Consider the following 24,453-nt stretch of genomic DNA (forward strand, 5'->3'; position numbering starts at 1 on the left):
CTCATAATGAGCTGGCTATTTTGCTATCTTTTTTCTTCTAATTTAATATCTTCCATTCCAATCATTGGATCAATCTGTCCAGAATAAATTAGCTCAGGAGTCAAAACATAATCTTCTGGCTCAACATTTTCCTCTTTAACTTCAGTTTTAGTTTTTTCTTGTTCCGCATTTACATTTGAAGTATTTTCAACTTCTTTTAAACCTAACTCATGCCTAATTTTAGCTGCTAACTCAGTCTTACGGTCATTACCTGGAGTACGCAATGCCATAATATATGCCTTTTTTTCTCCTACCATAACTAGGTTTTTTTCGGCACGAGTAATGGCAGTATATAACAAATTCCGCCTCAACATCATATAATTTTGCATCGTAAGGTTTAAAATTACTAACGGAAATTCTGATCCTTGGGACTTATGGATGGTAATGGCATACGCACGGGTAATATCATTTAAGTCTTTAATACCAAATTCTATTTCACGACCATCAAAATCAGCAATTAATATTTTGGCCTTATCATCAGGATTAAGGCCAATAATTTTACCAATTTGACCATTATAAATATCTTTTTCTGGATTATTTTGTAATTGTAAAATTCGGTCCCCGATTCTAAAACTTTCATTGTGAGCTTCAATTACTTTAGTTTTTGCTGATAGTGGATTCATCACATCCTGCAAAATATCATTCAAGTGAGTAATTCCACCTTGACCGTTGTACATTGCTCCCAGAACTTGAACATCATCCTTTTTGAAACCACGTTTAATAGCCAAATTTACGATTTGATCGATTGCATCCCCCACCAAGCTTGGTTGACATGGAATAAAGGAATAGTTTTTAGTTTTATTAAAAATAGTCTCTTCTGCTTCTTCATCATTAATTGCATGGGCCAACTTAATAATCGAGGAGTCTTCTCCCTGTCTATGAATCACTTGCAATCGTGTCGTGGGAAATGCTCCTGAACTTATCAAATCACTAAAAACATTCCCCGCTCCAACTGAAGGGAGCTGGTCTTTGTCCCCAACAAAAACTATCCTCTTTGTTGAATTAATACCGGATAAAAGCTGTTTAAAGAGAAACATATCAACCATAGACATTTCATCAATAATTAAGATCTCACCGTTTAATTCGTTTACATCAGTTGCATCATTTTCACCAATGCCTAACCCTAATAAACGGTGAATGGTTTTTGCTGAAATATCTGTAACCTCGCTCATTCGTTTGGCTGCTCGACCCGTTGGTGCAGCAAGTAAAAATGGTGGATCATCGCTATACAAAGCTGCACTTGGAATTTCCGCAAGTTCCTTTAAACACATTAAAATTCCATTGATAATTGTCGTTTTACCAGTACCAGGACCACCAGTAAGAATCGAGATTGGATTATTTAGCGCGTTTTTAATTGCATTTTTTTGAGTATCATCATATTCAATTTCAAGTGTTTCTTCGACATGTTTTATTGCTTTTTCAATATCGCTATCATCAAATTCTTCTTTTTCGACTTGATTATTAACTACATGTTTTAATTCAGTTGCTATATCAAGTTCAGTTTGAAAAATTGTCTGCAAAGCTGCCTTATCACCTGAAACAACAACTTTTCCTTGCCTTTGAAGTTCATTAACACTATTAGCAAGCTCATCATAAGAGGTAGATTGAACTAAATCATAAGCTTGTGTTAATAATTCATCAAGTGCAACATAGGTATCTCCCAAGGTATTAAGCGCAGTCTGTAAAATACTTAGAAGTGCTCCTCTAACTCTCCTAGGATCATTTAGTTCAATTCCTAGTAGCCGTCCCATATTATCTGCAGTTTTAAAACCAAAGCCACGAACTTCACCCAGAGCTTGGTAAGGGTCTTCCTCCAATTTCTTCAAGGAATCACCATGATATACTTTATAAATATTACCAGCTACTTTTTTGTTAATCCCATATCTAGCCAGCTTAATTACAATCTCTGAAAAAGAATCCATTTGATTGATTCCAGATAATAAGCTATCCTTTTGCTTTTGAGTTAAATCAAGATTGTCAATTTCGGTTGGATTCGACTTAATCAGATCTAAAGCATTTGTTCCTAAACTATCAATGATCTTTTCAGCAGCCCTCTTACCAATTCCAGGAAACTTATCAGAACTAAGGTATTTAGCTAAACTACCCTCTTCATGAGGCAAAACTGGTTCATAAGAACTTATACGAAATTGTTTACCAAATTTTTCGTGTACAACAATATTACCGGTAAATTTATAGGTTGATCCAATTTGAATATCCCCAAAATTTCCAGTTACTCGGATATTATCACGATCGTAATCAGGTAATTTACTGATTAAATCTACATCAATAATCTTGAAAAGATCTTGATTGTTTTCAAAAACAATTCCATTTATTCGTCCAGTAAAACTAGTTTCTGCCATTTTTACCTCTAATCAATTTTGCTACCGCATTATATTGCTTTTGTGCTTGAGCAAAATATTTGGGATCTTGATTTTTTGATAATTTAAAATATTTTTCTGCTTCATCAGGATCAGTATCAAATAAAGTTAACCCCAATAAAAAATTAACTTTTGCATTTCTCTGGTCTTCTGAAATTTTCTTATAAGTTTGATTTGCAGATTTTAAATCACCCAAACTAAGCCAAATATCACCAATTAATTCTAAAGTTCGTTCATCCTGATTCTTTAAAGTTAAGGCATAGGCTAGTGCCTTTTGATACTGCCCTAATTTCATAAAGATCAAAGCTTTTTGATACATTGTCTCTTCATCATCTGCAATGGAGCTAAGCAACGTAAGTGACTTGGCAAAATCTCCTTGCATGTAGTAGCAGACAGCAATGTTATAGGTTAGATCTTCAGGATGCTTAACAAGGCCACGAGCCTTTTCTAACAGTTCTAGCGCCTGATCAGCAGCATTTTGTTCAATTAAATAAGTTGAAAGTTGCAAATAATTCTCAATATCCTGGGGATGCTTGTTTATCTTTTCAATTAATAAATGTATAGCTTTATCTACATTACCAGCACCATATAAGTTGGCTATCTTTTTATCCATTTTAAATTGTATCCCTACTAGTAATTTTTCGATCTAGGTAGCTTGTTTCATTCCACGCTACTTCATCAAAAGTCTTTCCACGATCTTCTGTATCAAGAATGGTAAGACTTGTATTAGTTAAGCCGCCGCGCTTTCTAATATCGGCAATATCGTACCCCTCTAGAGTTCTAATTAAGGCACACAAGGCAGCTCCATGACTTACTAATAATACTTTATCATCCTTGTTAGGATATCTTTTTACAATATCAGCAATCAATTTCTTTCCACGTTCTATCATATGGTCAAAATTTTCACCATGGAAAGTTGATGGATCATAACGATCAGGAAAATACCGAAATGCTTTTATTTGATCTGGATATTTACTTTCAGCATCAACAAATTTCATTCCTTCCAGATCCCCTAAATTGAACTCTTTTAAACGGTCGTCAACAATGACTGGTACAGTAATTCCCATATCATCTCTAAGCATTACTGCAGTTGTTAATGCGCGCTGTAAAGGACTAGAATAAAAAGCTCTAAACTTTGTTCCTTTTAAGTATCCAGCTAATTTTTTGATATCTTCGTAACTTTCAGGCAAAAGAGGTGAATTACCACTACCACCTTGATAGCGTCCTTCTAAGTTCCATTTTGTTTTTCCATGTCTTACAAAATATAATTGCATAATTTGCTTATCCCTCCACTTTTATTACTATTATAAGTTTTAAGAGGAGAAAATAACAGTTTATAAAAATAAAAAAGAAGCCTCAAAAGAGACTTCTTCTAAACTATACTAGTTGTAATTGCTTTTCATTTTGGTATGCACGGTCAATTGTAGCTCCACCTAAGCACTCTTCACCATTGTAGAACACAATAGCTTGTCCAGGAGTAACAGCACGTGCTGGCTCATCAAACTCAACATGAACTGTATTATCCTTTGCACGGTAGTGCATAGTTACACCAACATCAGGTTGGCGATATCTAAACTTAGCAGTACACTTCAAATCAACGTCGTGATCTGGTTGGCCTGTAAAGAATGATACACCGCTTGCATCTAAACTAGTAGCATATAAAAGCTTACTGTCATAACCTTGCTCAACAATTAGCTCATTCTTCTTTAGGTCCTTACCTACTACAAACCATGGATCAGTTGATTCCTTAGTTGAACCTAAACCAAGGCCGGATCTTTGACCAATAGTGTAGTACATTAAACCAGCATGCTCACCAACAACTTTTCCATCTGGAGTAACCATTTTTCCTGATTGAGCTGGTAAAAATTCACTCAAGAACTTTCTAAAGTTACGTTCACCGATGAAACAAATTCCTGTAGAATCCTTCTTTTTAGCAGTTGCTAGACCTGAAGCAATAGCAATTTCACGCACTTGTGGCTTAGTTAAATTAGCAAGTGGGAAAATTACCTTCTTCAATTGATCTTGTGAAAGTTGGCTTAAAAAGTAAGTTTGATCCTTATTGCCATCCTTTGGACGCATCATATGAACAACACCGTTGTCGTCAACTCTTGTTGCTGCATAGTGACCCATTGCAATATAATCCGCATCTAAATCCATTGCGAAATCTAAGAAAGATTTAAATTTTATTTCTTTATTACACATTACATCAGGATTTGGAGTTCTGCCCTTTTTATATTCATCCAAGAAATATTCAAATACGCGCTCCCAGTAATCCTTTTCAAAGTTAATAGAATAGTAAGGAATACCGATTTCATCTGCAACTTTTTTTACATCTTCGTAATCCTCAGTTGCCGTACAAACTCCGGAATCATCAGTATCATCCCAATTCTTCATGAAGACGCCGACAACATCAAAGCCTTGTTGTTTGAGTAAAAGTGCAGAAACTGAAGAATCAACTCCACCACTCATACCAACAACGACTCTAATTTTGCTGTTATCTACCATTTTATCCTTTTCTCCTTTTAGCAAGGTGCAATAATTTGGCGATCTTCAAGATCCTTTAAAATGAAGTTAAGCAGTTCAACCATTGGCGCTAGTTGTTTATTCTTAAAAATATTAACCTTTTGTAAACCATTAGTATCTGTAACTACCATTGTTAAATGATCTAAATCTTCATTAATTGTTAGCTTTAATTGACAGGTAGCATTATAAGGGGACTCATTATATAAGGGATGCTTATACATAAAATTACCTCTTTTAGTTTTTGTGAAACCTGCATCAATCAATGCATAACGCTTAATTTCAGGATTAATCGTAAATTTACGATTATCGCCGTTAATAATTACTGTATTTGCCATAAAAATATCACTCTCAATATTATTATCTTATTTTTTGTAAGTGTCAAGTATATGATTTTACTATTATTATACCTTAAGACAAATTCTCAAAAAAATAATTTTACTATTTAGCTATACGCTTGCACATCTTAACTAAATCTGATGCAAATTCTTGAATTTCTTCTTCAGTATTAAATCTACCAAAGCTAATTCTAATTGATTCTGCAATTCTTGGTGAATCTTCTCCATACATTGCCTGTAATACATGTGAAGGAGTAAGAGAACCCGCTGTACAGGCAGAACCACCGGAAACAGCATATCCACTTAAGTCTAAATTAGTTAGAGCCGAGTAAGTACCTACTCCTTTTAACCATAAGTTCAAAACGTGATGGGATACTTCGCCTTCAAGAGTACCATTAATTTCATAATCAATTTGATTTTTATCAAGTTCATCCAAAATTATTTTTTGAAAGTTTTGGTACTTCTCTTGCAGCTTCTGCTTATCCATTTCATTTAGTTCTTGAGCAGCTATACCAAAGCCAGCAATACCTGGTACATTTTCCGTTCCTGGACGGCGTTTAGTTTCTTGTTCACCTCCTAAAAGTAGATTACTTACTTTTAGACCATCTTTTTCATAAAGAAAACCTAAAAACTTTGGTCCATTAACTTTATGGGCAGAAGTTGATAATAAGTCGATGTTCATTTCTTTAACATCAATCTCAATATTTCCGAAGCCTTGTACGTCGTCTACATGAAAATATGCATTAGAATCTTTTACTAATTCACCAATTTCTTTTAACGGCATAATTGATCCAACTTCATTATTAACTGCCATAATAGAAACTAAGATTGTATCTGGTGTTAGCTCTCTCTTCAAGTCGTTTAAATTAATATGGCCGGTTTCATCGACATCAAGATAGACAATTTCGTATCCTTCTTGAGCTAAGCGTTTCATAGGATTTAGGACAGAAGGATGCTCAATTTTAGTAGTAATAATTTTTTTACCAATATCTTTTCTAGAACGTACTGTACCAAAAATAGCAGTATTATTGCTTTCAGAGCCACCACTAGTAAAAATTATTTCCTTATCTTGGGCATTAATTGTTTCTGCTAGTTGATGACGAGCTGTTTCAACTACATGACGTGCCTTACGACCAAATGCGTGTTGACTAGAAGCGTTGCCAAAATCATCAGCCATTTCACTACTAATTTTTTCAATAACTTTTGGATCCATTGGCGTAGTTGCCGCGTTATCTAAGTATACATTTTTCCTAGTCATATTATCTTATAACCTCTTTACTTTCCTTACATTTTGGAAGTGGCTCTTTTATTTTAACATAAAAATAGACTAAGTTACGATGAACTTAGTCTATCAATAGTTTAATCTAAAACCGTTTCTTCAAGATAGGATGCAATTATACTTGCAGCTTTTGCTCCAACTTCCTTGACGAATTTATCAAAGTCATTGTCAGCATTAGCATCTCCATTATCTGAAATAGCACGAATTGCAACCAATGGAGTATTAAAATGTCTAGCTACTTGTGCAAAAGCAGCTCCTTCCATTTCTACTCCCAATGCGTTAGAGAAATTCTTTTTAATCTCATCCTTTTGTGCTTCAGAAGCAATAAAACTATCTCCAGTTACAATCAATCCTTCTTTAAAAGGAATATCGTGTTCCTTCAAATATGCTGCAAATTTTGCACGGAAGGAATTATCTAGGGTATAGCCTGCAGGCTCTTGTGGAATTTGACCTTCCACGTAGTTACCTGCACTAGTATTATGAGCATCATAGTACATAAACTTATTAGGTAAAATTAAATCTTTTCTCTTTACATCTTCTTGTAGTGATCCAGCAGAGCCAGTCATAAAAATCACGTCAATATCTTCTTTAGTTAACAGGCTGGTCAAATTCATAGCTGCATTAACTTTACCGATTCCACTTAATCCTAAGTAAATGTCATTTCCATTTACTGAAAAATGATCAAATTCAGTTGTGCCAAAGACTTCTTTATTTTCAGACTTAAAATGCTTTTTATAGAATTCTGCTTCTTCTTCCATTGGGACAATAATTGCGATTTTCATTTTTTACCTCTAAATCTAAAGTTTAAACAAAGCGAACAAAACTATAACTATCAAAACAACAACAATCAAAATGGCATAGTTTAGACGCTTTTTTAAACGATCAACCTTATCTTCACGCTTTTCTTTTAAAGCACGATTTGCGAGATCCTCTCTTGATTCAAATTTTGAAGAATCTTGAACCTCAACTTTTTGATCACTTGCATCAGTTTGATTCCTATCTCTCTTCAATCGTTTAAAATTATCGAAAATTTTGCTTACTTTTTCTTTTTGTTGTTTTTTACGATAATCTGCTCGTTTTTCAGTCATTACTTTGATTTCCTGTTAAAATCATATTTTCCCAAAATGTAATTGCCATTACAGTTTTTGCATCCATAATTTCTCCAGAAGCAATTAACTGCTTTAATTCTGGCAGACTGTACCATTCTTGAGTTAAAAATTCATCTTCATCAAGAGGACGTTTATTTTCAATTTTTGACAAAGTATCACAATAGAATAAATGAATTTTTTCATCACAAAAACCAACAGATGTATAGAATTCACTTACCTTTTCCCAATACTCGGCTTTGTAGCCACCCTCTTCATTCAGCTCTCTTTTCATTGCATCAAGAGGCGAAGCGTCTGTCTCATCAACTAAACCCGCAGGAATCTCCAAAGTTAATTGTTTAATGGGTTCACGCCATTGCTTTACAAGAAGCATTTTTTTCTCATCATTGATGGCAATTGCAGCACTAGCATCAGGATGCTTAACTATCTCACGAGTAGCTGTTTTTCCATTAGGTAAACTAATAGTTTCAACATTTAAATCAATAAGTTTACCCTCGAAAATAGGTTTATTTGAGATTTCAGTTTCTCTCAGATTCACTTAATTTCTCCTTTTAGTCATGATCAACATAAACGTTGATACATTGTAGACCCTTTTTTCCTTGCGCTAATTGATAACGAACTCTTTGACCTACGTTCAGTTTTTTATAACCTTCTTCTTTAATTGACTTATAAAAAACAAAGTAAGATGAATGAGTTAAATCATCCTCAATAAATCCATACGCAGAGTTTGGATCAAATTGTTTAACAGTACCTTTACGCATTATTTTTCTAAACCTTCTTTTTCTGCTTCAGGAAAGTTTTCAGCAACGATAGCTGCACAGCGCGCACATAATTCTGGGAAACGTGGGTCACTACCAACATCGGTTGTAGTACGACGACATCTTGGACAAACTTCACCAGCAGCGTGTTCCACTACAATGGATGCAGTTGGCAATTTTTCAGCATTTTCAGGTGCTTCTTCATCACTAATAGTTAAATCAGAAACAATCAAAATTTGTCTGATATTAGCGTTTAATTTATTGAGAAGTGCCTTCGTTTCTTCAGTTGGGTAGAGAGTAACGTGTGCTTCAAATGACTTACCAATTACCTTAGCATTACGTGCTTCCTCAAGTGCCTTCAACACATCTGAACGAACTTTCATAAAGGCATTCCAATCTGCTAAAACTTCATCCTCATTAGCAAAATGGTCTACTTCTGGCATATTAGCAAGTTGAACGTAATCTTCTGGTTCCTTGAGATAACCCCAAACTTCTTCCATAGTATGTGGAAGGATTGGTGTCATCAATTTAGTTAGCTTAACTAAAACATCGTAAATTACAGTTTGCATTGAACGACGAGTTTCACTGTCTTCAGCATCAATGTAAAGAATGTCCTTAGCAAAGTCTAAGTAAAAGGCAGATAAATCATTAGAAATGAAGCTAAATACTTTCTTATAAACACTATTAAAATCAAACTTATTGTATGCTTCAATTGCCTCTTCAATCAAGCGATTTAACTTGATTTCCATATATTGATCTACACCAGACATATCTGGATAAGCAATTGCATCTTCCTTAGGATCAAAGTCAGAAGTATTAGCAAGCATGAAACGCATAGTATTTCTAATCTTACGGTAGCTTTCAGCAGATTGACGTAAAATATCTTGAGAAACTGCTACATCAGAAGTAGTATCTGCTCCGGCAACCCATAAACGAATGATTTCTGCACCCATTTGCTTGATTACATCATTAGGTGAAATTACATTGCCTAATGACTTAGACATCTTGTGTCCCTTGTCATCTAAAACAAAACCTTGAGATAAAACTTGCTTATATGGAGCTTTACCAGTTACAGCAACTGAAGTAATTAAACTTGAGTTAAACCAACCACGGTATTGGTCACTACCTTCAAGATATAAATCTGCTGGGAAACCTAAACCATCACGCTCTTGCATTACACCAGCCCAAGAAGAACCAGAATCAAACCAAACATCTAAGATATCAGTTTCTTTTCTAAACTTACCATTTGGTGAATGTTCTGACTTAAATCCTTCTGGAAGTAGTTCTTCTGCAGTATGAGTGTACCAAGCATTAGAACCTTCTTTTTCAAAGATTTGAGCAACATGTTCAATAGTTTCTGGAGTAACAATTGGAGTATCGTCTTCTGCATAGAAAATTGGAAGTGGTACACCCCATGCACGTTGACGAGAAATTACCCAATCACCACGATCTTTAATCATATTGTAAAGACGAGTCTTACCCCATGTAGGGATGAAATTAGCTTTTTCAATTTCTGCTAAAATTTGATCTCTAAATTTGTCAATTGAAGCAAACCATTGAGTAGTTGCACGGTAAATAACAGGTTTCTTAGTACGCCAGTCGTGTGGGTATGAGTGAGTAAAGAAACTAAGCTTTAAGAGTGCGCCAGCTTTTTCAAGCTTATCGGCAACAACTTTATTAGCATCATCATAAAACATTCCCACTAAGTCTGGATCAGGCACTTCTTTAGTAAATCTACCTTGTGCATCCATTGGACTAAATACTGGTAAGCCATAGCGACGACCTACATTGTAGTCATCTTCACCAAAACCAGTAGCGTTATGAACTAGTCCAGTACCATCATCAGCAGTAACATAAGTATCATTCATTACCAACCCAGTTACATCGTATAGTGGATGTTGGTAAGTCATTCTATCAAAGTCGGTACCCTTTAGGGTCTTAACAACCTTATAATCTTTCCAACCTAAATCTTCAGCAACTGCTGAAAGACGTTGTGAACCGATGACGTACTTTTTGCCATTAACTTCAACTACTGAATAATCAAATTTAGGATTTACAGTAATTCCGACATTACTTGGAATAGTCCAAGGAGTAGTAGTCCAGATTACTAGTGAGGTATCTGAATCTAGAATACCCTTTCCATCTTTAATTGGAAAAGCAACGTAGATTCTTGGTGATTTAATGTCATGATATTCAACTTCAGCTTCAGCTAAAGTGGATTCACTTGACCAGGACCAGTAAACAGGTTTCTTACCCTTATAGATATAACCTTTTTTAAACATTTCACCGAAGACTCTAATTTCTTCAGCTTCAAATTTTGGTTGTAAGGTAATGTAAGGATGATCCCAATCAGCCATTACTCCTAAGCGTTTGAAGTCGGCCATTTGTTTTTGAACTTGTTCTTCCGCAAACTGGCGACAAAGTTCTCTATATTTAGCCCGATCCATTGTTTTACGGTCAACGCCCTTTTTGGCTAATTGTTGTTCAACTGGAAGTCCATGAGTATCCCATCCAGGAACATAAGGAGCATAATAACCATTCATATTTTTAAAACGAACGATAATATCCTTCGAGATCTTATTTAAGGAGTGTCCTATGTGAATATTACCATTAGCAAATGGAGGACCATCATGAAGGTCAAAACGTGGTTTGCCTTCATTAAGTTTTAATCTTTGTTCATATAATTTATTTTCTTCCCATTCTTTTTGCCATTCAGCTTCACGAACTGGAAGATTACCGCGCATTTTAAATTTAGTTTTACCTAAATTCAATGTATCTTTGACTCTCATAAAAAATCCTTTCTTAATCAAAAAAAGCTTCATCCCAAATAGGACGAAGCTTCTCGTGGTACCACCTAAATTGAATAGGATACACTTTACCCTATTCCACTTATTCTCTGTGTATCGTACAGAAAACGTTTAAGTCAATTGGCAGCTGATTAACTTTCGAAAGTTGTTAGTCTTTCACCATCACTAACTCGCTAAGGTATCTACTTGTTGTTACTGTCGACTTAAATTTTAATTATCTTTTACATCATCAGGAAAAATAATTACTGGGGCATCACGACGCTCAGAACTTTCTTCTGTAGCATGCATACTTTCCTTAACAGAGTTTTCTCCATCTAAGAGTTCAGTATTATCTTCCTTTTCTTGAACAGAGTTTACTTCATTTACTGTATTATTGTCAACCTCTGAAATAGCAGAAGTAGTTTCTTCAGCTGGTACTTCATCATCTACCGGACCATCTGGAATAGGATCATCCTCAAGTGGTTGTGAACCGTCAGCTGGATATAAGCGGGAGCGGCCATAGTATTTATCTAGGTAATATTGCCAATCAGAATCATTTAATTCTTTGATCTGATCTTTTAACATTCCTTGAACTGCTTCTCTAAAATCTTCTACTTTTGCCTTAAGTAACTCATAATCATGATTTAAGGTATCATATTGTTTTTGAAGGTCAGCTCTTTTTTTCTCACCCTCATCTCGAGCTTTATTAACTATTTCATCAGCGTCTTGGTTAGCTTTTTGAATAATTTCTTGTGCTTCTTTATTTGTTCTTTTTTTAATTTCTTCAGCATTTTCTTGTGCTGAAATTAAAGACTCATTAATCGAATCTTTAACCTTTTCAAATTTATCTACTTTTTTCTTTAGTTCAACATTTTCATTTTTCAAATCAACAATTTGATCGAGTGCATCCCCATATGCATCAACAATTCGATCTAAAAAACCATCTACCTGCTTGGAATCATATCCACGAAGTTTTGTACTAAACTCCTTATTATGGATATCCATTGGCGTTAATGTCATATTATCACCTTTTCTTTGCTTGCCATACTTTTATTTCAAGTCTTTTTTTACCTTTCTTCGTAGTGGCAAGATTAATAATCTCATATCTACCATAATGGCGAATACTAAGCATATCCTGTACAGAAATAATTATATTAGATTGTGTTACAAGATGCCAATTTAATTTCACTTCTCCCGCTTCAATAATTTTCTTAACTTGGCTTCTGCTTAAGTTCGTAATCGCACTGATAACAGCATCAAGTCGAAGTGAGATCGTTACTGAAGTCATTTCTTCGCTATCATCTTCCTGCATTAAAACTTTGGATAGGGGCAGTTCAGATAATTTCACTTTTGTTCTTCCAATTCGATCGATTTCCTCAAGAAAATAATCTTTCAATTCAGCTTTAACGAAGAACTGCCAATTTCCGTTTTCATCATTGATAATATCACCAAAAGTATCCAATTCAATTCCTAGGTGCGTCAAAACACCTAAGATTTGACTATGAGTGAGTTCAGACCATTTTTGAGGATAAGCAATTTCTAAAAGCGAAATATTGAATTCATCGGGCTTGTACCCTTCACTCCACTCACATAAAAGCATTCGCTTCTTTTCCGCATTTGAAAAGCCACCAAAGCTGTATAACTGTGCATATCCTCCAACTATTTTTCGAAAAATATATTGTTCTCTAGGATTAAGAAAATCAGTTAAAATCGGTTCATTTTTAAATAAAAACTGATTAAAAAGACCGACGAAATAATCTACCGTCGGTCTTTCACTTTCATCAAAATGTTGATAAAAACTATTAGCTTGTCTTTTTTCCATTTTATCTAATAAACACGTACCTAATTATATTTGCTATCCAATAAAGGACATAATTGTTTACAAAATAAATTACTAACAAAGCTACAACGGGAGCAAAAGAAATTCCAGCTATTGGAGGAATAAAACGTTCAAATATCTCCAAATAAGGCTCAACAATTTTCCCTAGTACTCGCCCCACTTTAGTTACAAGTAGTCGTGGAATCCAAGTTAGTAAAGTATAGATAACAATTAGAAAGCTATAGATATTTAATAAATCAGAAATAATGCGTAATATCCAGCCTATAATTGAAAATATCATTAATCCATTTTATCTTTCTTTTCAACCAATTCAGCAATTTTACCATCAGTTTCAAATTTTGGTGGAGTTGCTAAGAAGATCTTATCCCCCACACGTTGAATTTCACCATTTAGGGCATAAACAGTACCAGTAATAAAATCAACGATTCTGCGTGCCTGTTCATCATCCATACGTGCAAAATTAATAATAACAGCCTTGTTATTTAGAAGATTTTGAGCTACTTCTTTTGCATCAGAATATACACGAGGCTCGTATAAAACGATTTTACTCGTAGCACTAACACCAGAATTAATAGAAACAACATTTGCTCTTCTCTCATTTTTTTGAGTTTGAGGGATTTCTTCTTGCTGTTCCTCTGATTCAGTATATGGCACTTCATTCATTTCATCATCTTCAGAGATACCAAAAAATCTACCTAATTTATCGAAAGCCATAATTTCTTCCTCCAAATATTAATCTTGACGACGATGTTTGAAGAATGGAATATCATTATCTGATTCATCATCTACACTAGTTTCAATTTGAGAAATACTAGTGGAGTCGTCTGAACTAAATGAATCAAATTCATCGTCATCTTTTTCTTTATTTTCTACAGGTTTTGGACGATTGTTCTCTTTTCTATCTTGCTTCCAAACGCTTGTGGGGTCAAGTAAAGTATCTTGAGATTCTTTCTTTTCTGCTTTTACTTCAGGCATAGATTGAGTAGGAGCTTGGTGAGAAATAGTATTTTCAACCTTAATTTCGGTATCATCTGCTGAAGCAGGCTTAGATACTTCTGGTTGTTCACTCTTTGTAGGTTCTGGAGTTACTACTTCTTGGCGTGCTGGACGTGAAGGACGACGCATTGGTTGTTTTGAAGCTTCTTCCTCAGCCTTTGAGTCAATTCCTGTTGCAATAACAGTAACTACTACTTCATCACCTAAGTTTGCATTGATTGACGTACCAAAGATAATATTTACACCATCTCCAGCAGCTTTTGAAACAATATCAGAAGCATCTTGCGCTTCAAATAAAGTTAAATCTGGTCCACCAGTGATGTTAAGCAGAACTTGCTTAGCACCATCAATTGATACTTCAAGTAATGGAGATGAAATAGCAAGTTTAGTAGCTTCAACTGTTCTGTTTTCTCCGCTAGCACGACCAATTCCCATTAAGGCAGCACCTTGATTTTCCATTACAGTCTTAACATCTGCAAAGTCAAGGTTAACGTAGTCAGTTGAAGTAATTAAATCTGAAATACCTTGGACACCTTGACGAAGAACGTTATCAGCTTCTTTGAACGCATCCATCATTGGTGTCTTCTTATCAACCATTTCTAATAAACGATTATTAGCAATGATAACCAGGGTATCAACATATTGCTTTAATTGAGCAATTCCTTCTGCCGCATTTTTTGAACGTTTTGGACCTTCAAATGTAAAGGGACGAGTAACAACCCCAACAGTTAACGCTCCAGTTTCACGTGCAATCTTTGCAATTACAGGAGCAGCACCAGTTCCAGTACCACCACCCATACCAGCAGTAATAAAGATCATGTCAGCGCCCTTTAAAGAGTCTTCAATTGTTTGTTGGCTCTCTTCAGCAGCTTTTTGACCAACTTCAGGATGAGAACCTGCACCTAACCCACGAGTAAGTTTAGGTCCAAGTTGAATCTTATTTTCTGCTTTATTACTATTAAGAGCTTGTACGTCCGTGTTAGCTGCGATAAAGGAAACTCCCTGTACTCCTTCATCAATCATTCGGTTTACAGCGTTACCACCGGCACCACCAACACCGATTACTTTAATGACTGCGTTTTTGTTGTCATCAGAATCGAAAGTAAAATCCATTTACTAAACCACCTTATTTAATCAAAAAATTTCTTAAAGAATTCTTTGATTCCTTTTTTATTATTCTTATTATCATCATTCTCTTCAGACGTAGAGACCGTTGATGTAGCACTAGTCTTATTATAATCTTCTTTGGGCTCCATTTCACTAGGAGTTAGACGTCTTTTGAAAAATTTCATATTTTCTTGAGACGAAGATTGGTTAGAAACCGGAGAAGTAATCTGGTTTCCATAAATAACACTGTTAACCAAGTAATCAATATCAGCCAAACTATAAGCATAATTTACTACTCCATAGCTAGCAGCGTACATTGGATTGCGTAGTCCCATTTGATCTGGTTGAAAAATTCTAGCCTTTACGCCAAAATCTTCTTTTACAATGTCATCAATTCCCTGGAGTGCACTACTTCCACCAGTAATCACAACTCCACCTGGCAACTTGAAGGCATCATGAGATTTTAATCCTTTTCCAATTCGACTGAAAGTTTGATCAAGACGAGCATTTATTATTTCACTTAAATACTCTTCATCAATCATTTTTGGCGCATTTTCACCCACTACATTAACTGGAAATTGATTATCACTAGAAGTTAAGCTTGGATCTGCATAACCAAATTGTAGTTTGATTTTTTCAGCTTCTTTTTTCGAAGTATTTAAAACAACTGAAATATCATTGGTAATATCAATTCCACCCTCTAAATCAATTGTCGCATACTTAATCTTATTTTCATGAATAACAGTAGCAGTAGTTGATCCTCCACCTAGATCCAGAAGAACTGTACCAAAGGTTCTTTCTCCTTCATCAAGAGCAACACTGGCAATTGCTAACGGTGTAGGTACAAAGAAATTATTCTGATACCCTGCTCTTTCGATAGCCTTGCGAATATTATGTAAATCTGCACTAGGTGCCGTCAATAATATACCGTGTACCTCCAGTGAATGAGCAATCATTTTTCTCGGATCATCTACATCAGTTTTTCCATCAATTAAAAATTTATTAGGTAAGAAAGCAATTGCTTCTCGTCCATCTTTTAATGCTGTATCAATAGCAGTTACTAAAACACGTTTTACATCATTATCAGTAACTTCTCTGCCATTTTCTTCAATGTTAATTAATCCAACAGCATTTTCTAATTGAAGCAATCCAACTGGAATTCCAGTTACTACGCGATAAATCTTTGAATTTGTCTTTTGCGCTACTTTCTTTAAAACAGCACTAATACTTTCAGCAGTTTGATCAATATCAACAATTTTTCCGTGCCGCATTCCTTTAGTAGGACCATTTGCAGCACCAATAATTTGCATTTCATTAGATGCAGTGTCAGCGACTACTGCTTTTACGCTTGTTGTTCCTATATCCAAGCCTACGAGTAAATCAGTTTTATCCAAGGTAATGCCCCCAAAACATAACTATACAATAAATTTTAACATATGGTTTAAGTTCTCACTAATATCAAGTCAGTCCTAATTTGACTTTTTCTGCCTGTGTGAGCGGTCTACTATAAGCACCAATTTCAAAATCAATTACAGATGGTTCTCTTATCTGACTTTTAATTTTGTCATAGTAGCGCATCTTACTTTTAATGGTAGAAAGATTTCCAATAACTATATTATTATCTTTCATTACCAAAATAATCTGCGTTGGCCTTCGTGTTTCACCACTCAGCATTTTAACTTGGTCACGGATATTTGTTGGAAGACTGGCATAAACCTTGATATCTTCACTAAGAGAGACTTTTTGATTATATCCAGTAAACAAAGGCTTATTTTTATTAATTTTATTACTTGCGATAATTTGGCTACCTACTTTTCCAGTCGCCAAGATTTTGCGATAGCCGTCACCTTCATGAATATATCCGATTACTGGTCGCTCTTTGATATTTAAAATCAAATGATTTGCTTTTTGGACGCCCACTTGTACTTTCTCTATTTCTGGGAAAGTAGCTGATAGTTTTTTACTGTATTCTTTTCCTTTTAGGAGACAAAAGACAACCTTGTTTTCAGGAGAAATACCTACAGTCTTTACTACTTGCCTACTATTTAATTCAGGCGCTCCTTTAACCTGTACGCTTGCTACATTTGCTTTTGGAGAAATATAGTATCCTAAAGCTAAAATACAACACAGTGAAAAGAAAATTATAAAACCTAATCGAGTCAATAAAGCATGCCGACGTTCAGCTTGCAATTTAGTTAGTGAGGCAGAGACCCGTCTTTTTTCATTAGTGTTTGTCTTATTTTTATAATCAATCCATCCTGACAATTCTTTTTTAGGATCTTTTTTGGTTATTTTTCTTTTAGCCACATGCCTCACTCCCTTTCACTATTTATTTTTAATTAGACTTTCCATCACCGAAATTACTTGATCAGATGCATCTGGAACACCTAATTTCTTAGATGCTTCACTCATCTTCTTTGCATAATTTGTATCGAGTAGAATATGATCGATTGATGAAACAAAGTTATTAGGATTTAAATCATTTTCTGCAATAACTAAAGCCGCTCCTGCTTTTTCCATATCAAGCGCATTTTTCATTTGATGATTATGCGTTACATTTGGACTAGGTATTAAAATTACAGGCACACCAAGGGCGGTAAATTCAGCCAAACTAGTTGCCCCAGATCGTGCTACAACGCATGTCATTTGTGGTAATAAGCCTGGCATATTATCAATATAAGGAACAATCTTTATATTTGAATTCACTTCTTTACCGGCTAATTTTTTCTTAACATCGCCATAATACAATTGCCCAGTTGCCCAAATAACCTGATATGGTTTTGTTTCAAGCTCTGGCAAAGACTTTTCAACGATTTGATTAATTGCTAAAGCACCGCGTGAGCCACCAAAAATCAGTACAGTTGGCATGTTAGGATTTAAATCCCATTTCTTAGCAATATCAATGTTTTCTTTATTTAAACCAAGAACTTGTTGTGAGCGTGGATTACCAGTTTTTACTAATTTCTTTTTCTTTGAAAATTGCTTTGCAGCATCATCAAAGGTATAACAAATTTTATCAACATAATGAGCTAAAAACTTATTTGCTAGTCCAACTACTGAATTAGATTCATGAATGACAGTTGGAATATGCATTTTAGCTGCCTCATAAACTATGGCGCCTGATACATATCCACCAGTTCCCACTACTACATCAGGTTTAAAATTCTTAATAATTTGTTTTGCTTCTTTTGTAGCTTTAATGAATAATTCGATTGTTTCGAAATTCTTTAGAGGATGCTTTCGATCAAATCCTTTAATTTTTAAAGTCTTAAAAGGAACTCCTGCCGCAGGAACAATCTTCGATTCTAATCCTCGATCAGTCCCAACAAACAAAATTTCATCATTTGTAACTAACTTACGTTCTTTCAAACGTTCAATTAACGCCATAATTGGATATATGTGGCCACCAGTTCCGCCACCAGAAAAAATTACTCTCATTTTTATTTAGTCTTTAATTCCTTAATAAATTTTACAAAAAAGTCTCCACGTTCCTCAAAAGTGTTAAATTGATCCCAAGATGCACATGCTGGTGAAAACAAAATAATATCTCCTGCTTCACTTAATTCATATGCTCGCGGAACAGCTTCTTGTAAAGTATTAACAATTACAATATCTTTAATACCCGCTTTACGAGCAGCGTCAGCTAAAAGATATTTAGTTTCGCCATAAAGTACAATTGATTTTACATGCTTTTTAAATAGTGGAACTAGTGAATCAAACATAAATCCACGATCTAATCCACCCGCAATCAAAACTTCCGGCTCTTTAAATGATGGAATAGCTACAGTAGCAGCTTCAATATTCGTTGATTTTGAATCGTTATAAATTTTACGATCATTATAAGTCATTACATATTGCAAACGGTGAGTTGCACCAGTAAAAGTACTTAATGCATATTGAATGTCACTATCATCTGCACTCATTAATTTAGAAATAGCAATGGCTACTAAACAATTTTGTTGGTTATGAATACCTGGGATCTTGATATCGCTAATCTTCATAATGTGATGATCGTCTTTGCTTTCAAGATATTCATCACCAATAAAATAGTCGGCAGTTTTATCTGTTTCCGAAAATGTCTGAACCTTAGCTTTTGTCTTATCAAGCTCTTTTTCTAAAATATTCTTTTGATCAAAGTTAGCAATAAAATAATCATCTTGATCTTGAGATTGAGTAATTCTAAGCTTAGCTTCAACATAATTGTCAAAAGTCTTATGGTAGTCAAGGTGAACATTATTATAAATATCAACAATGGCAGCTACTTTAGGCTTAATATCAGTTACCCCAAGTAATTGGAAACTAGACATTTCTACTACTAGGAGATCTTTAGAAGTTGCTTTTTCAACTACTTCTGAAATTGGAACACCGATATTACCAACTGCATAAGCATGACCACCATTTTTAGATAAATGATGATCCATAATTCTTTGGGTAAGCATGACCGTAGTTGTCTTTCCATTTGAGCCAGTAACACAAACGTATGGTGCTTCACTAACATTAAGTGCAATTTCAGGCTCAGTAATAACTGGAATATCTAATTTTTCGGCCTTCTCTACCATTGGATTTTCATAAGGAATTCCGGGGTTTTTAACAAGATAATCAAATTTTTCCTCATCAAAAATCTCTACTGGATGGTATCCAAAAATAACTCTAACTCCTAACTTATCTAATTCAGCAGCACGATCATCATTAGATAAATCTTTTTTATCATTTAAAGTTAGCTTAGCGCCAAGCTTTAAAAGAAGTTTAGCAACGGAAAAACCACTCTTTCCTAAGCCTAAAATCAAAATATTTTTATTTTCGTATGTCTTAATTTTTTTCATTTTAAAATTAACCCCAGATAATTAAATAAATAATACTTCCAATTAAACCAACAATCCAAAATACAATATCAACCTTCCATTCAGACCAGCCAAGCATTTCGAAATGGTGATGGATTGGTGTCATCTTGAAAATTCTCTTTCCAGTAGTTTGGAAGGAAATAACTTGTAAGATCACACTTAAAGTTTCTAATACAAAAACAATTCCAATTAAAAGCAATGACCATGGACAATGAAGGAAAATCGATACAGTAGCTAATCCTCCACCTAAAGCTAATGAACCTGCATCTCCCATGAAAATTTTAGCTGGCTTATGATTGAAAATGAAGAAACCTACTAAACCACCAATTACACTGAGAGTAAATACAACGATAACCCAATTTCTTTCTTGGTAAGCTATCCAAGCATAAGTAGCATAAGCAATAATGGATAAACCAGTTGCTAATCCATCTAACCCATCAGATAAGTTAACTGCGTTAGAAAAACCAACCAACCAGAAAAGAACAAACAAACTAAAGAGGAAGGAATTTCTTACCATTCCTGCAAAAGGTATATATAATTCAAAGGCAAAATGATCACTAAAGGCTAGTGTAATAATTAAAGCTGCAATAATAATTTGTCCTAATAATTTTTGCCATGCTCTCAAGCCTAAGTTACGTTTGAAATATAGCTTAATTCCATCATCTAAAAAGCCAATAATTCCGTATCCTAAGAAAGCAATAATTAAAATCCATGCAGTCTTATTTAAATCTTTTTGCCAAATCAACACCCATAAGGTAGAAATAACACCGGCAAGCATAAAGACCACTCCACCCATAGTTGGTGTACCTGATTTTTTCTCATGCCACTTAGGGCCTTCATCTCTAATAACTTGTCCTTCATGTTTCATTCGCATGAAACCAATAAACAACGGTAAGAAGATAACCGTAAGAGCAAAGCTGCTAATGAACGGTATCAAAGAAAACTGCATTTTGTATTACTCCTTTAACTTTTACTATTTTAAGTTTACAGATAGCTTACTATTTTTATCAATTACTTTCCCAGCCGGAATAGACTGTTTAGTAACTTTTCCTTTTCCATTAATCGTAATTGGAATATCAGTTGTCGTCATGAAGCTATTAACCTTATCTTCGCTCCAGCCAACCATATTTGGACATGTAACTTGTCCTCCAGTATACAAGAAAATCTTTGTATCGGTATCTTCTTTTACACCAGCTCCTACTGACTGCCGACTAACATTCTTTCCAGTTCCAATCACTTCAACTGAAACTCCTGCATTATTAGCATCTTCTTTTGCTTTTTCAACGCTTTTACCAGTTAAAGCGGGGACGGTTACTTTTTCATTAACCTTTGCTGAAGAATCAGAAAGTGAAATCAAGCGATTCATAATTGGTTTAAAAATAGAAGAAAGAATTGTTTCAGCTGGTTTGGACATTTTTTGTGGCTGCTTCATGGTTAAATAAACACAATAACGAGGGTTATTAGCAGGTGTTACCCCAACTACTGAGAAAATATAATTATTATCCCCAGTCAAATATCCACCATGAGGTCCAGCTATTTGTGCCGTACCAGTTTTTACAGCGATGCTCTTTCCTGGCATTTTATAAGCTGCACCAGTACCGTAAGATGCGTTTACAACATCTTGCATTCCTTTTAGAACAGTTTTAGCTGTTTTAGCAGAATAAATAGGTGTTCCGACTTTTGTACGGTGAAACTTTTCTACTACTTTACCAGAAGGTGAAACTATTTTTTCGACAAATTGAGGTTTTACCATCTGACCATTATTGGCCAAGGCACTATATGCTTGCATCATTTGCATTGCATTAACAGTAACCCCTTGTCCAAATGCAGTAACAGCCTGATTCAACGGAGTAGAAAAGTTTAAAATACCTGCGGTTTCTCCAGGAAGCGTTACGCCTGTCTTTTTACCGATTCGGTATTTATTCAAATATTCTTTCCAAGTTTTTGAACCCATCTTTTGTTCAATTTTTACAAAACCAACATTACTGGAATGAGGAAAGGCTTGGCTAAACGGAATGATTCCCCACCCACTATTGTTCCAGTCATGAATTGTTGAGCCCTGAACAGCGACTGCTCCAGACTTGAATTGTTCATTAGGATTGTAATGACCGCTTTCAATTGCACTTGAATAAGTTAAAACTTTGAAAACTGATCCCGGTTCATAGGAATCCTGCACTAACATATTTCGCCATGATGTATCTAATCCCTTTTTAGTTTGAGGATTAAAGGTAGGACGCTGAGAAGCAGCCAGAATTTTACCAGTTTTAATATCTTCTACAACTGCTGTTAAAGCTTTTGGCTTATATTTATCTTGCACTTGCGACATTAAAACCTCTAAGTAGGTTTGCAATCGTGAATCAAGTGTCAAATAAATGTTGTCTCCATCTTTTGTAGCACGTGCATTCTTTTGACTATTAGGCAATTGATAATTTTCTGCATCTACAAAAGCTTCGCGATACCCATCTTTACCGGCTAATTGCTTGTCAAAGTATGCTTCAATTCCCATCGTACCAACTAAAGTACTATTTCCTTGATTCTTTTGGGGTTGTGCCAAACCAATAATGTGAGAAGCAAAGTTTCCATTGGGATAAAGTCTAGATGGAGTTTCGATAAATTTAATTCCTGGCAACTTCATCTCTTCAATTTTTTCCTTTTGAGATAAAGTTAAACCTGTTCCAGCTGAACCAAATTCAACCTGGAAAGCCTTATGCTTCGGAGTCAAATATGAATATATTTTTTCTTCACTTAAAGGAAGTACTTCAGCCAACTTTTGTGCTGTTTTGCGTTTATTCGTAACATACATTGGCTTATTATGATAATCAATTGAACTCTTATCTAAGATGGCATATACAGTAAAGACATGCGCATCTTCAGCAAGAGTTAAACCATTTTTATCATAAATTGTTCCTCGGGTTGCCTTTAACACCTCATTTCGCCTATAAATCTGATTTACACGCTTATTTAGGTTTTCGCCAGCAACCTGATTTGAAATCCCTATATATAAAAATCTACCTATAAATACAAGAAAAACCAAAGCCAAGACTAGCTGGAGGATTCTCCCCACCGTAAAGCGGTAGCCGTGGGCTTTGGATCTATTTCTATTTAAGTTATTAAACTTTTTCATTAACGGACATTCCTAATGTTACTCTCAACCAAGTGCAAGCCTTGATCACGGGCAATTTTATTAATTCTAGTAGTTGACGTTAATTCACCAATCTTCTGACGAAGATCAGTGTTATGACTTTTTTGAGAAATTATTGTTTGCTCAACATTTGCTAATTTATGTTGAGCACTAGTAGCGGAAATGCTAGCTGAAACCAATAAAATCATTAAACCTAATGTAATGAGTGAACCTAGAACGACTAAACTTTTTTCAAATGCTGTCCAAGGAACGCTTTTAGGATTAAGAACAATTGCTTTCTTTGGCTGCTCAGTCTGCTGTTGACTTTGTTGATAATTTAAATTTCTTGCTGAGCTATCAGCCATCTTTTTCTCCTTAAATATTAACTAAAAATTATAATTTCTCTGCAACCCTTAACTTGGCACTGTGTGAGCGATTATTTTCCTCTAACTCATCGCTACTTGCCATGATAGGTTTGCGACTAATCAATCGCAATGTTGGTTTACTGTCAGCCGGTACCATAGGCATTCCCCGTGGTATTTCGACTTCAGAATACTTTTTAAATATCTTTTTGACGATTTTATCTTCATGAGACTGAAAAGTAATTACACTAATTCGACCACCTGGTTTCAATAGCTTAATTGCTTCTTCAAGAGATTCTTGTAATACCTCTAATTCATTGTTAACTGCAACTCGAATAGCTTGAAAGCTCTTCTTCGCAGGATGTCCCCCACTTCGTCGTGCATATGCTGGAATGGCATCCTTAATCACATCTACTAAATCAAAAGTAGTTACAATTGGCTTCTCTTTTCTTCGATCAACTATTTTTCTAGCAATCTGACGAGAAAACTTTTCATCTCCATACTTATACAAAACGTCACTTAATTCTTTTTGTGACCACGTGTTTACCATTGTATAAGCATCTAACTCTTGGCTTTGGTCCATCCTCATATCTAATCTAGCATCGAAACGATAAGAAAAACCCCGTTCAGGTTGATCAAACTGTGGAGACGAAACTCCGAGATCGTAATAAATACCATCTATTCCATCTGAAATCCCCAGCTCTACCAGATTTTCTTTCAAATGACAGAAGTTATCATGAACCAACATTAATCGAGGTTCTGCTCCTACCTGTAACTCCTTGGCAAAACTCTCTTTTGCCATAGAAATTGCATACTCATCTTGATCAAATCCAATCACAGTACCCTTATTTAACTTACTGAGTAGATAACGGGCGTGACCACCACCACCAAAAGTTGCGTCTACATAAAGACCACCATCTTTTGGATTTAAATTGTCTATTGTTTCGTGCAAAAGCACGCTTTTATGCTTGAATTTCATAAT

At 35.0% G+C, this 24,453-nt stretch carries 24 protein-coding genes; all 24 read right to left on the reverse strand.

What is annotated here, in order from left to right; all coding sequences use genetic code 11:
- Nucleotides 1-23 precede the first annotated feature (23 nt).
- The 24 genes from CP370_RS00235 to rsmH all read right to left on the reverse strand — a co-directional run bounded on the left by CP370_RS00235 (nt 24) and on the right by rsmH (nt 24,450).
- Entirely contained in the window at nt 24-2,399 is a 2,376-nt protein-coding gene (locus tag CP370_RS00235; RefSeq protein ID WP_012846348.1) for an ATP-dependent RecD-like DNA helicase, read from the reverse strand.
- Nucleotides 2,386-3,030, reverse strand: coding sequence for a lipopolysaccharide assembly protein LapB (locus CP370_RS00240; protein ID WP_087712868.1), 645 nt, complete (start codon nt 3,028-3,030; stop codon nt 2,386-2,388). Before CP370_RS00240 ends, CP370_RS00235 begins: the two co-directional genes overlap by 14 nt.
- Before the next feature lies 1 nt (nt 3,031).
- On the reverse strand, nt 3,032-3,691 hold the full coding sequence (locus CP370_RS00245) for a histidine phosphatase family protein (RefSeq protein WP_004894281.1): 660 nt from the start codon (nt 3,689-3,691) through the stop codon (nt 3,032-3,034).
- A 103-nt stretch (nt 3,692-3,794) separates the two neighbouring features.
- Nucleotides 3,795-4,922: a tRNA 2-thiouridine(34) synthase MnmA gene (gene mnmA / locus CP370_RS00250; protein ID WP_014567600.1), complete on the reverse strand. Its 1,128-nt coding sequence runs from the start codon at nt 4,920-4,922 to the stop codon at nt 3,795-3,797.
- Between the two features lie 17 nt (nt 4,923-4,939).
- Entirely contained in the window at nt 4,940-5,275 is a 336-nt protein-coding gene (locus CP370_RS00255; RefSeq protein WP_011161851.1) for a DUF1831 domain-containing protein, read from the reverse strand.
- A gap of 103 nt (nt 5,276-5,378) precedes the next feature.
- The gene (locus CP370_RS00260; RefSeq protein ID WP_087712867.1) at nt 5,379-6,533 is read right to left on the reverse strand and encodes a cysteine desulfurase family protein; all 1,155 of its coding nucleotides are present in this window, start codon (nt 6,531-6,533) and stop codon (nt 5,379-5,381) included.
- Nucleotides 6,534-6,634: 101 nt separating this feature from the next.
- On the reverse strand, nt 6,635-7,336 hold the full coding sequence (locus tag CP370_RS00265; RefSeq protein WP_087712866.1) for a 5'-methylthioadenosine/adenosylhomocysteine nucleosidase: 702 nt from the start codon (nt 7,334-7,336) through the stop codon (nt 6,635-6,637).
- A gap of 15 nt (nt 7,337-7,351) precedes the next feature.
- Nucleotides 7,352-7,642, reverse strand: a complete 291-nt coding sequence (locus tag CP370_RS00270) for a hypothetical protein (protein ID WP_087284146.1) — start codon at nt 7,640-7,642, stop codon at nt 7,352-7,354.
- On the reverse strand, nt 7,635-8,198 hold the full coding sequence (locus tag CP370_RS00275; RefSeq protein ID WP_012846355.1) for an NUDIX hydrolase: 564 nt from the start codon (nt 8,196-8,198) through the stop codon (nt 7,635-7,637). Before CP370_RS00275 ends, CP370_RS00270 begins: the two co-directional genes overlap by 8 nt.
- Nucleotides 8,199-8,211: 13 nt before the next feature.
- Complete coding sequence (locus CP370_RS00280) at nt 8,212-8,421, reverse strand: cold-shock protein (RefSeq protein ID WP_004894259.1); 210 nt, start codon at nt 8,419-8,421, stop codon at nt 8,212-8,214.
- Complete coding sequence (ileS, locus tag CP370_RS00285; protein WP_087712865.1) at nt 8,421-11,207, reverse strand: isoleucine--tRNA ligase; 2,787 nt, start codon at nt 11,205-11,207, stop codon at nt 8,421-8,423. The genes CP370_RS00280 and ileS overlap by 1 nt, the downstream gene beginning before the upstream one ends.
- A gap of 228 nt (nt 11,208-11,435) precedes the next feature.
- A complete protein-coding gene (locus CP370_RS00290; protein WP_087284137.1) occupies nt 11,436-12,224 on the reverse strand; it encodes a DivIVA domain-containing protein in 789 nt (262 codons plus the stop codon).
- Nucleotides 12,225-12,228: 4 nt separating this feature from the next.
- Nucleotides 12,229-13,026, reverse strand: a complete 798-nt coding sequence (locus CP370_RS00295) for an RNA-binding protein (RefSeq protein ID WP_087712864.1) — start codon at nt 13,024-13,026, stop codon at nt 12,229-12,231.
- 1 nt (nt 13,027) lies between these two features.
- Nucleotides 13,028-13,324 (reverse strand): YggT family protein, encoded by a 297-nt coding sequence (locus CP370_RS00300; RefSeq protein ID WP_004894252.1) that lies wholly within the window; start codon nt 13,322-13,324, stop codon nt 13,028-13,030.
- On the reverse strand, nt 13,324-13,758 hold the full coding sequence (locus CP370_RS00305) for a cell division protein SepF (RefSeq protein ID WP_004897575.1): 435 nt from the start codon (nt 13,756-13,758) through the stop codon (nt 13,324-13,326). Before CP370_RS00305 ends, CP370_RS00300 begins: the two co-directional genes overlap by 1 nt.
- An 18-nt stretch (nt 13,759-13,776) precedes the next feature.
- The gene (gene ftsZ, locus CP370_RS00310) at nt 13,777-15,153 is read right to left on the reverse strand and encodes a cell division protein FtsZ (RefSeq protein ID WP_087284134.1); all 1,377 of its coding nucleotides are present in this window, start codon (nt 15,151-15,153) and stop codon (nt 13,777-13,779) included.
- 17 nt (nt 15,154-15,170) lie between these two features.
- Entirely contained in the window at nt 15,171-16,541 is a 1,371-nt protein-coding gene (ftsA, locus tag CP370_RS00315) for a cell division protein FtsA (RefSeq protein ID WP_004897577.1), read from the reverse strand.
- A gap of 64 nt (nt 16,542-16,605) precedes the next feature.
- Nucleotides 16,606-17,454, reverse strand: a complete 849-nt coding sequence (locus CP370_RS00320; protein WP_087712863.1) for a cell division protein FtsQ/DivIB — start codon at nt 17,452-17,454, stop codon at nt 16,606-16,608.
- An 18-nt stretch (nt 17,455-17,472) separates the two neighbouring features.
- Nucleotides 17,473-18,585: an undecaprenyldiphospho-muramoylpentapeptide beta-N-acetylglucosaminyltransferase gene (gene murG / locus CP370_RS00325; protein WP_087712862.1), complete on the reverse strand. Its 1,113-nt coding sequence runs from the start codon at nt 18,583-18,585 to the stop codon at nt 17,473-17,475.
- Nucleotides 18,586-18,587: 2 nt separating this feature from the next.
- Nucleotides 18,588-19,970 (reverse strand): UDP-N-acetylmuramoyl-L-alanine--D-glutamate ligase, encoded by a 1,383-nt coding sequence (gene murD / locus CP370_RS00330; protein ID WP_087712861.1) that lies wholly within the window; start codon nt 19,968-19,970, stop codon nt 18,588-18,590.
- A gap of 7 nt (nt 19,971-19,977) precedes the next feature.
- Nucleotides 19,978-20,937: a phospho-N-acetylmuramoyl-pentapeptide-transferase gene (mraY, locus tag CP370_RS00335; protein WP_012846364.1), complete on the reverse strand. Its 960-nt coding sequence runs from the start codon at nt 20,935-20,937 to the stop codon at nt 19,978-19,980.
- A 24-nt stretch (nt 20,938-20,961) separates the two neighbouring features.
- Complete coding sequence (locus CP370_RS00340) at nt 20,962-23,112, reverse strand: penicillin-binding protein (RefSeq protein ID WP_012846365.1); 2,151 nt, start codon at nt 23,110-23,112, stop codon at nt 20,962-20,964.
- Nucleotides 23,112-23,474 (reverse strand): cell division protein FtsL, encoded by a 363-nt coding sequence (gene ftsL / locus CP370_RS00345; protein WP_004897582.1) that lies wholly within the window; start codon nt 23,472-23,474, stop codon nt 23,112-23,114. The genes CP370_RS00340 and ftsL overlap by 1 nt, the downstream gene beginning before the upstream one ends.
- Nucleotides 23,475-23,502: 28 nt before the next feature.
- A complete protein-coding gene (rsmH, locus tag CP370_RS00350; protein WP_087284240.1) occupies nt 23,503-24,450 on the reverse strand; it encodes a 16S rRNA (cytosine(1402)-N(4))-methyltransferase RsmH in 948 nt (315 codons plus the stop codon).
- Between the last annotated feature and the right edge of the window lie 3 nt (nt 24,451-24,453).

It is taken from the genome of Lactobacillus sp. UMNPBX19, from assembly GCF_002553805.1.
GTDB lineage: Bacteria > Bacillota > Bacilli > Lactobacillales > Lactobacillaceae > Lactobacillus.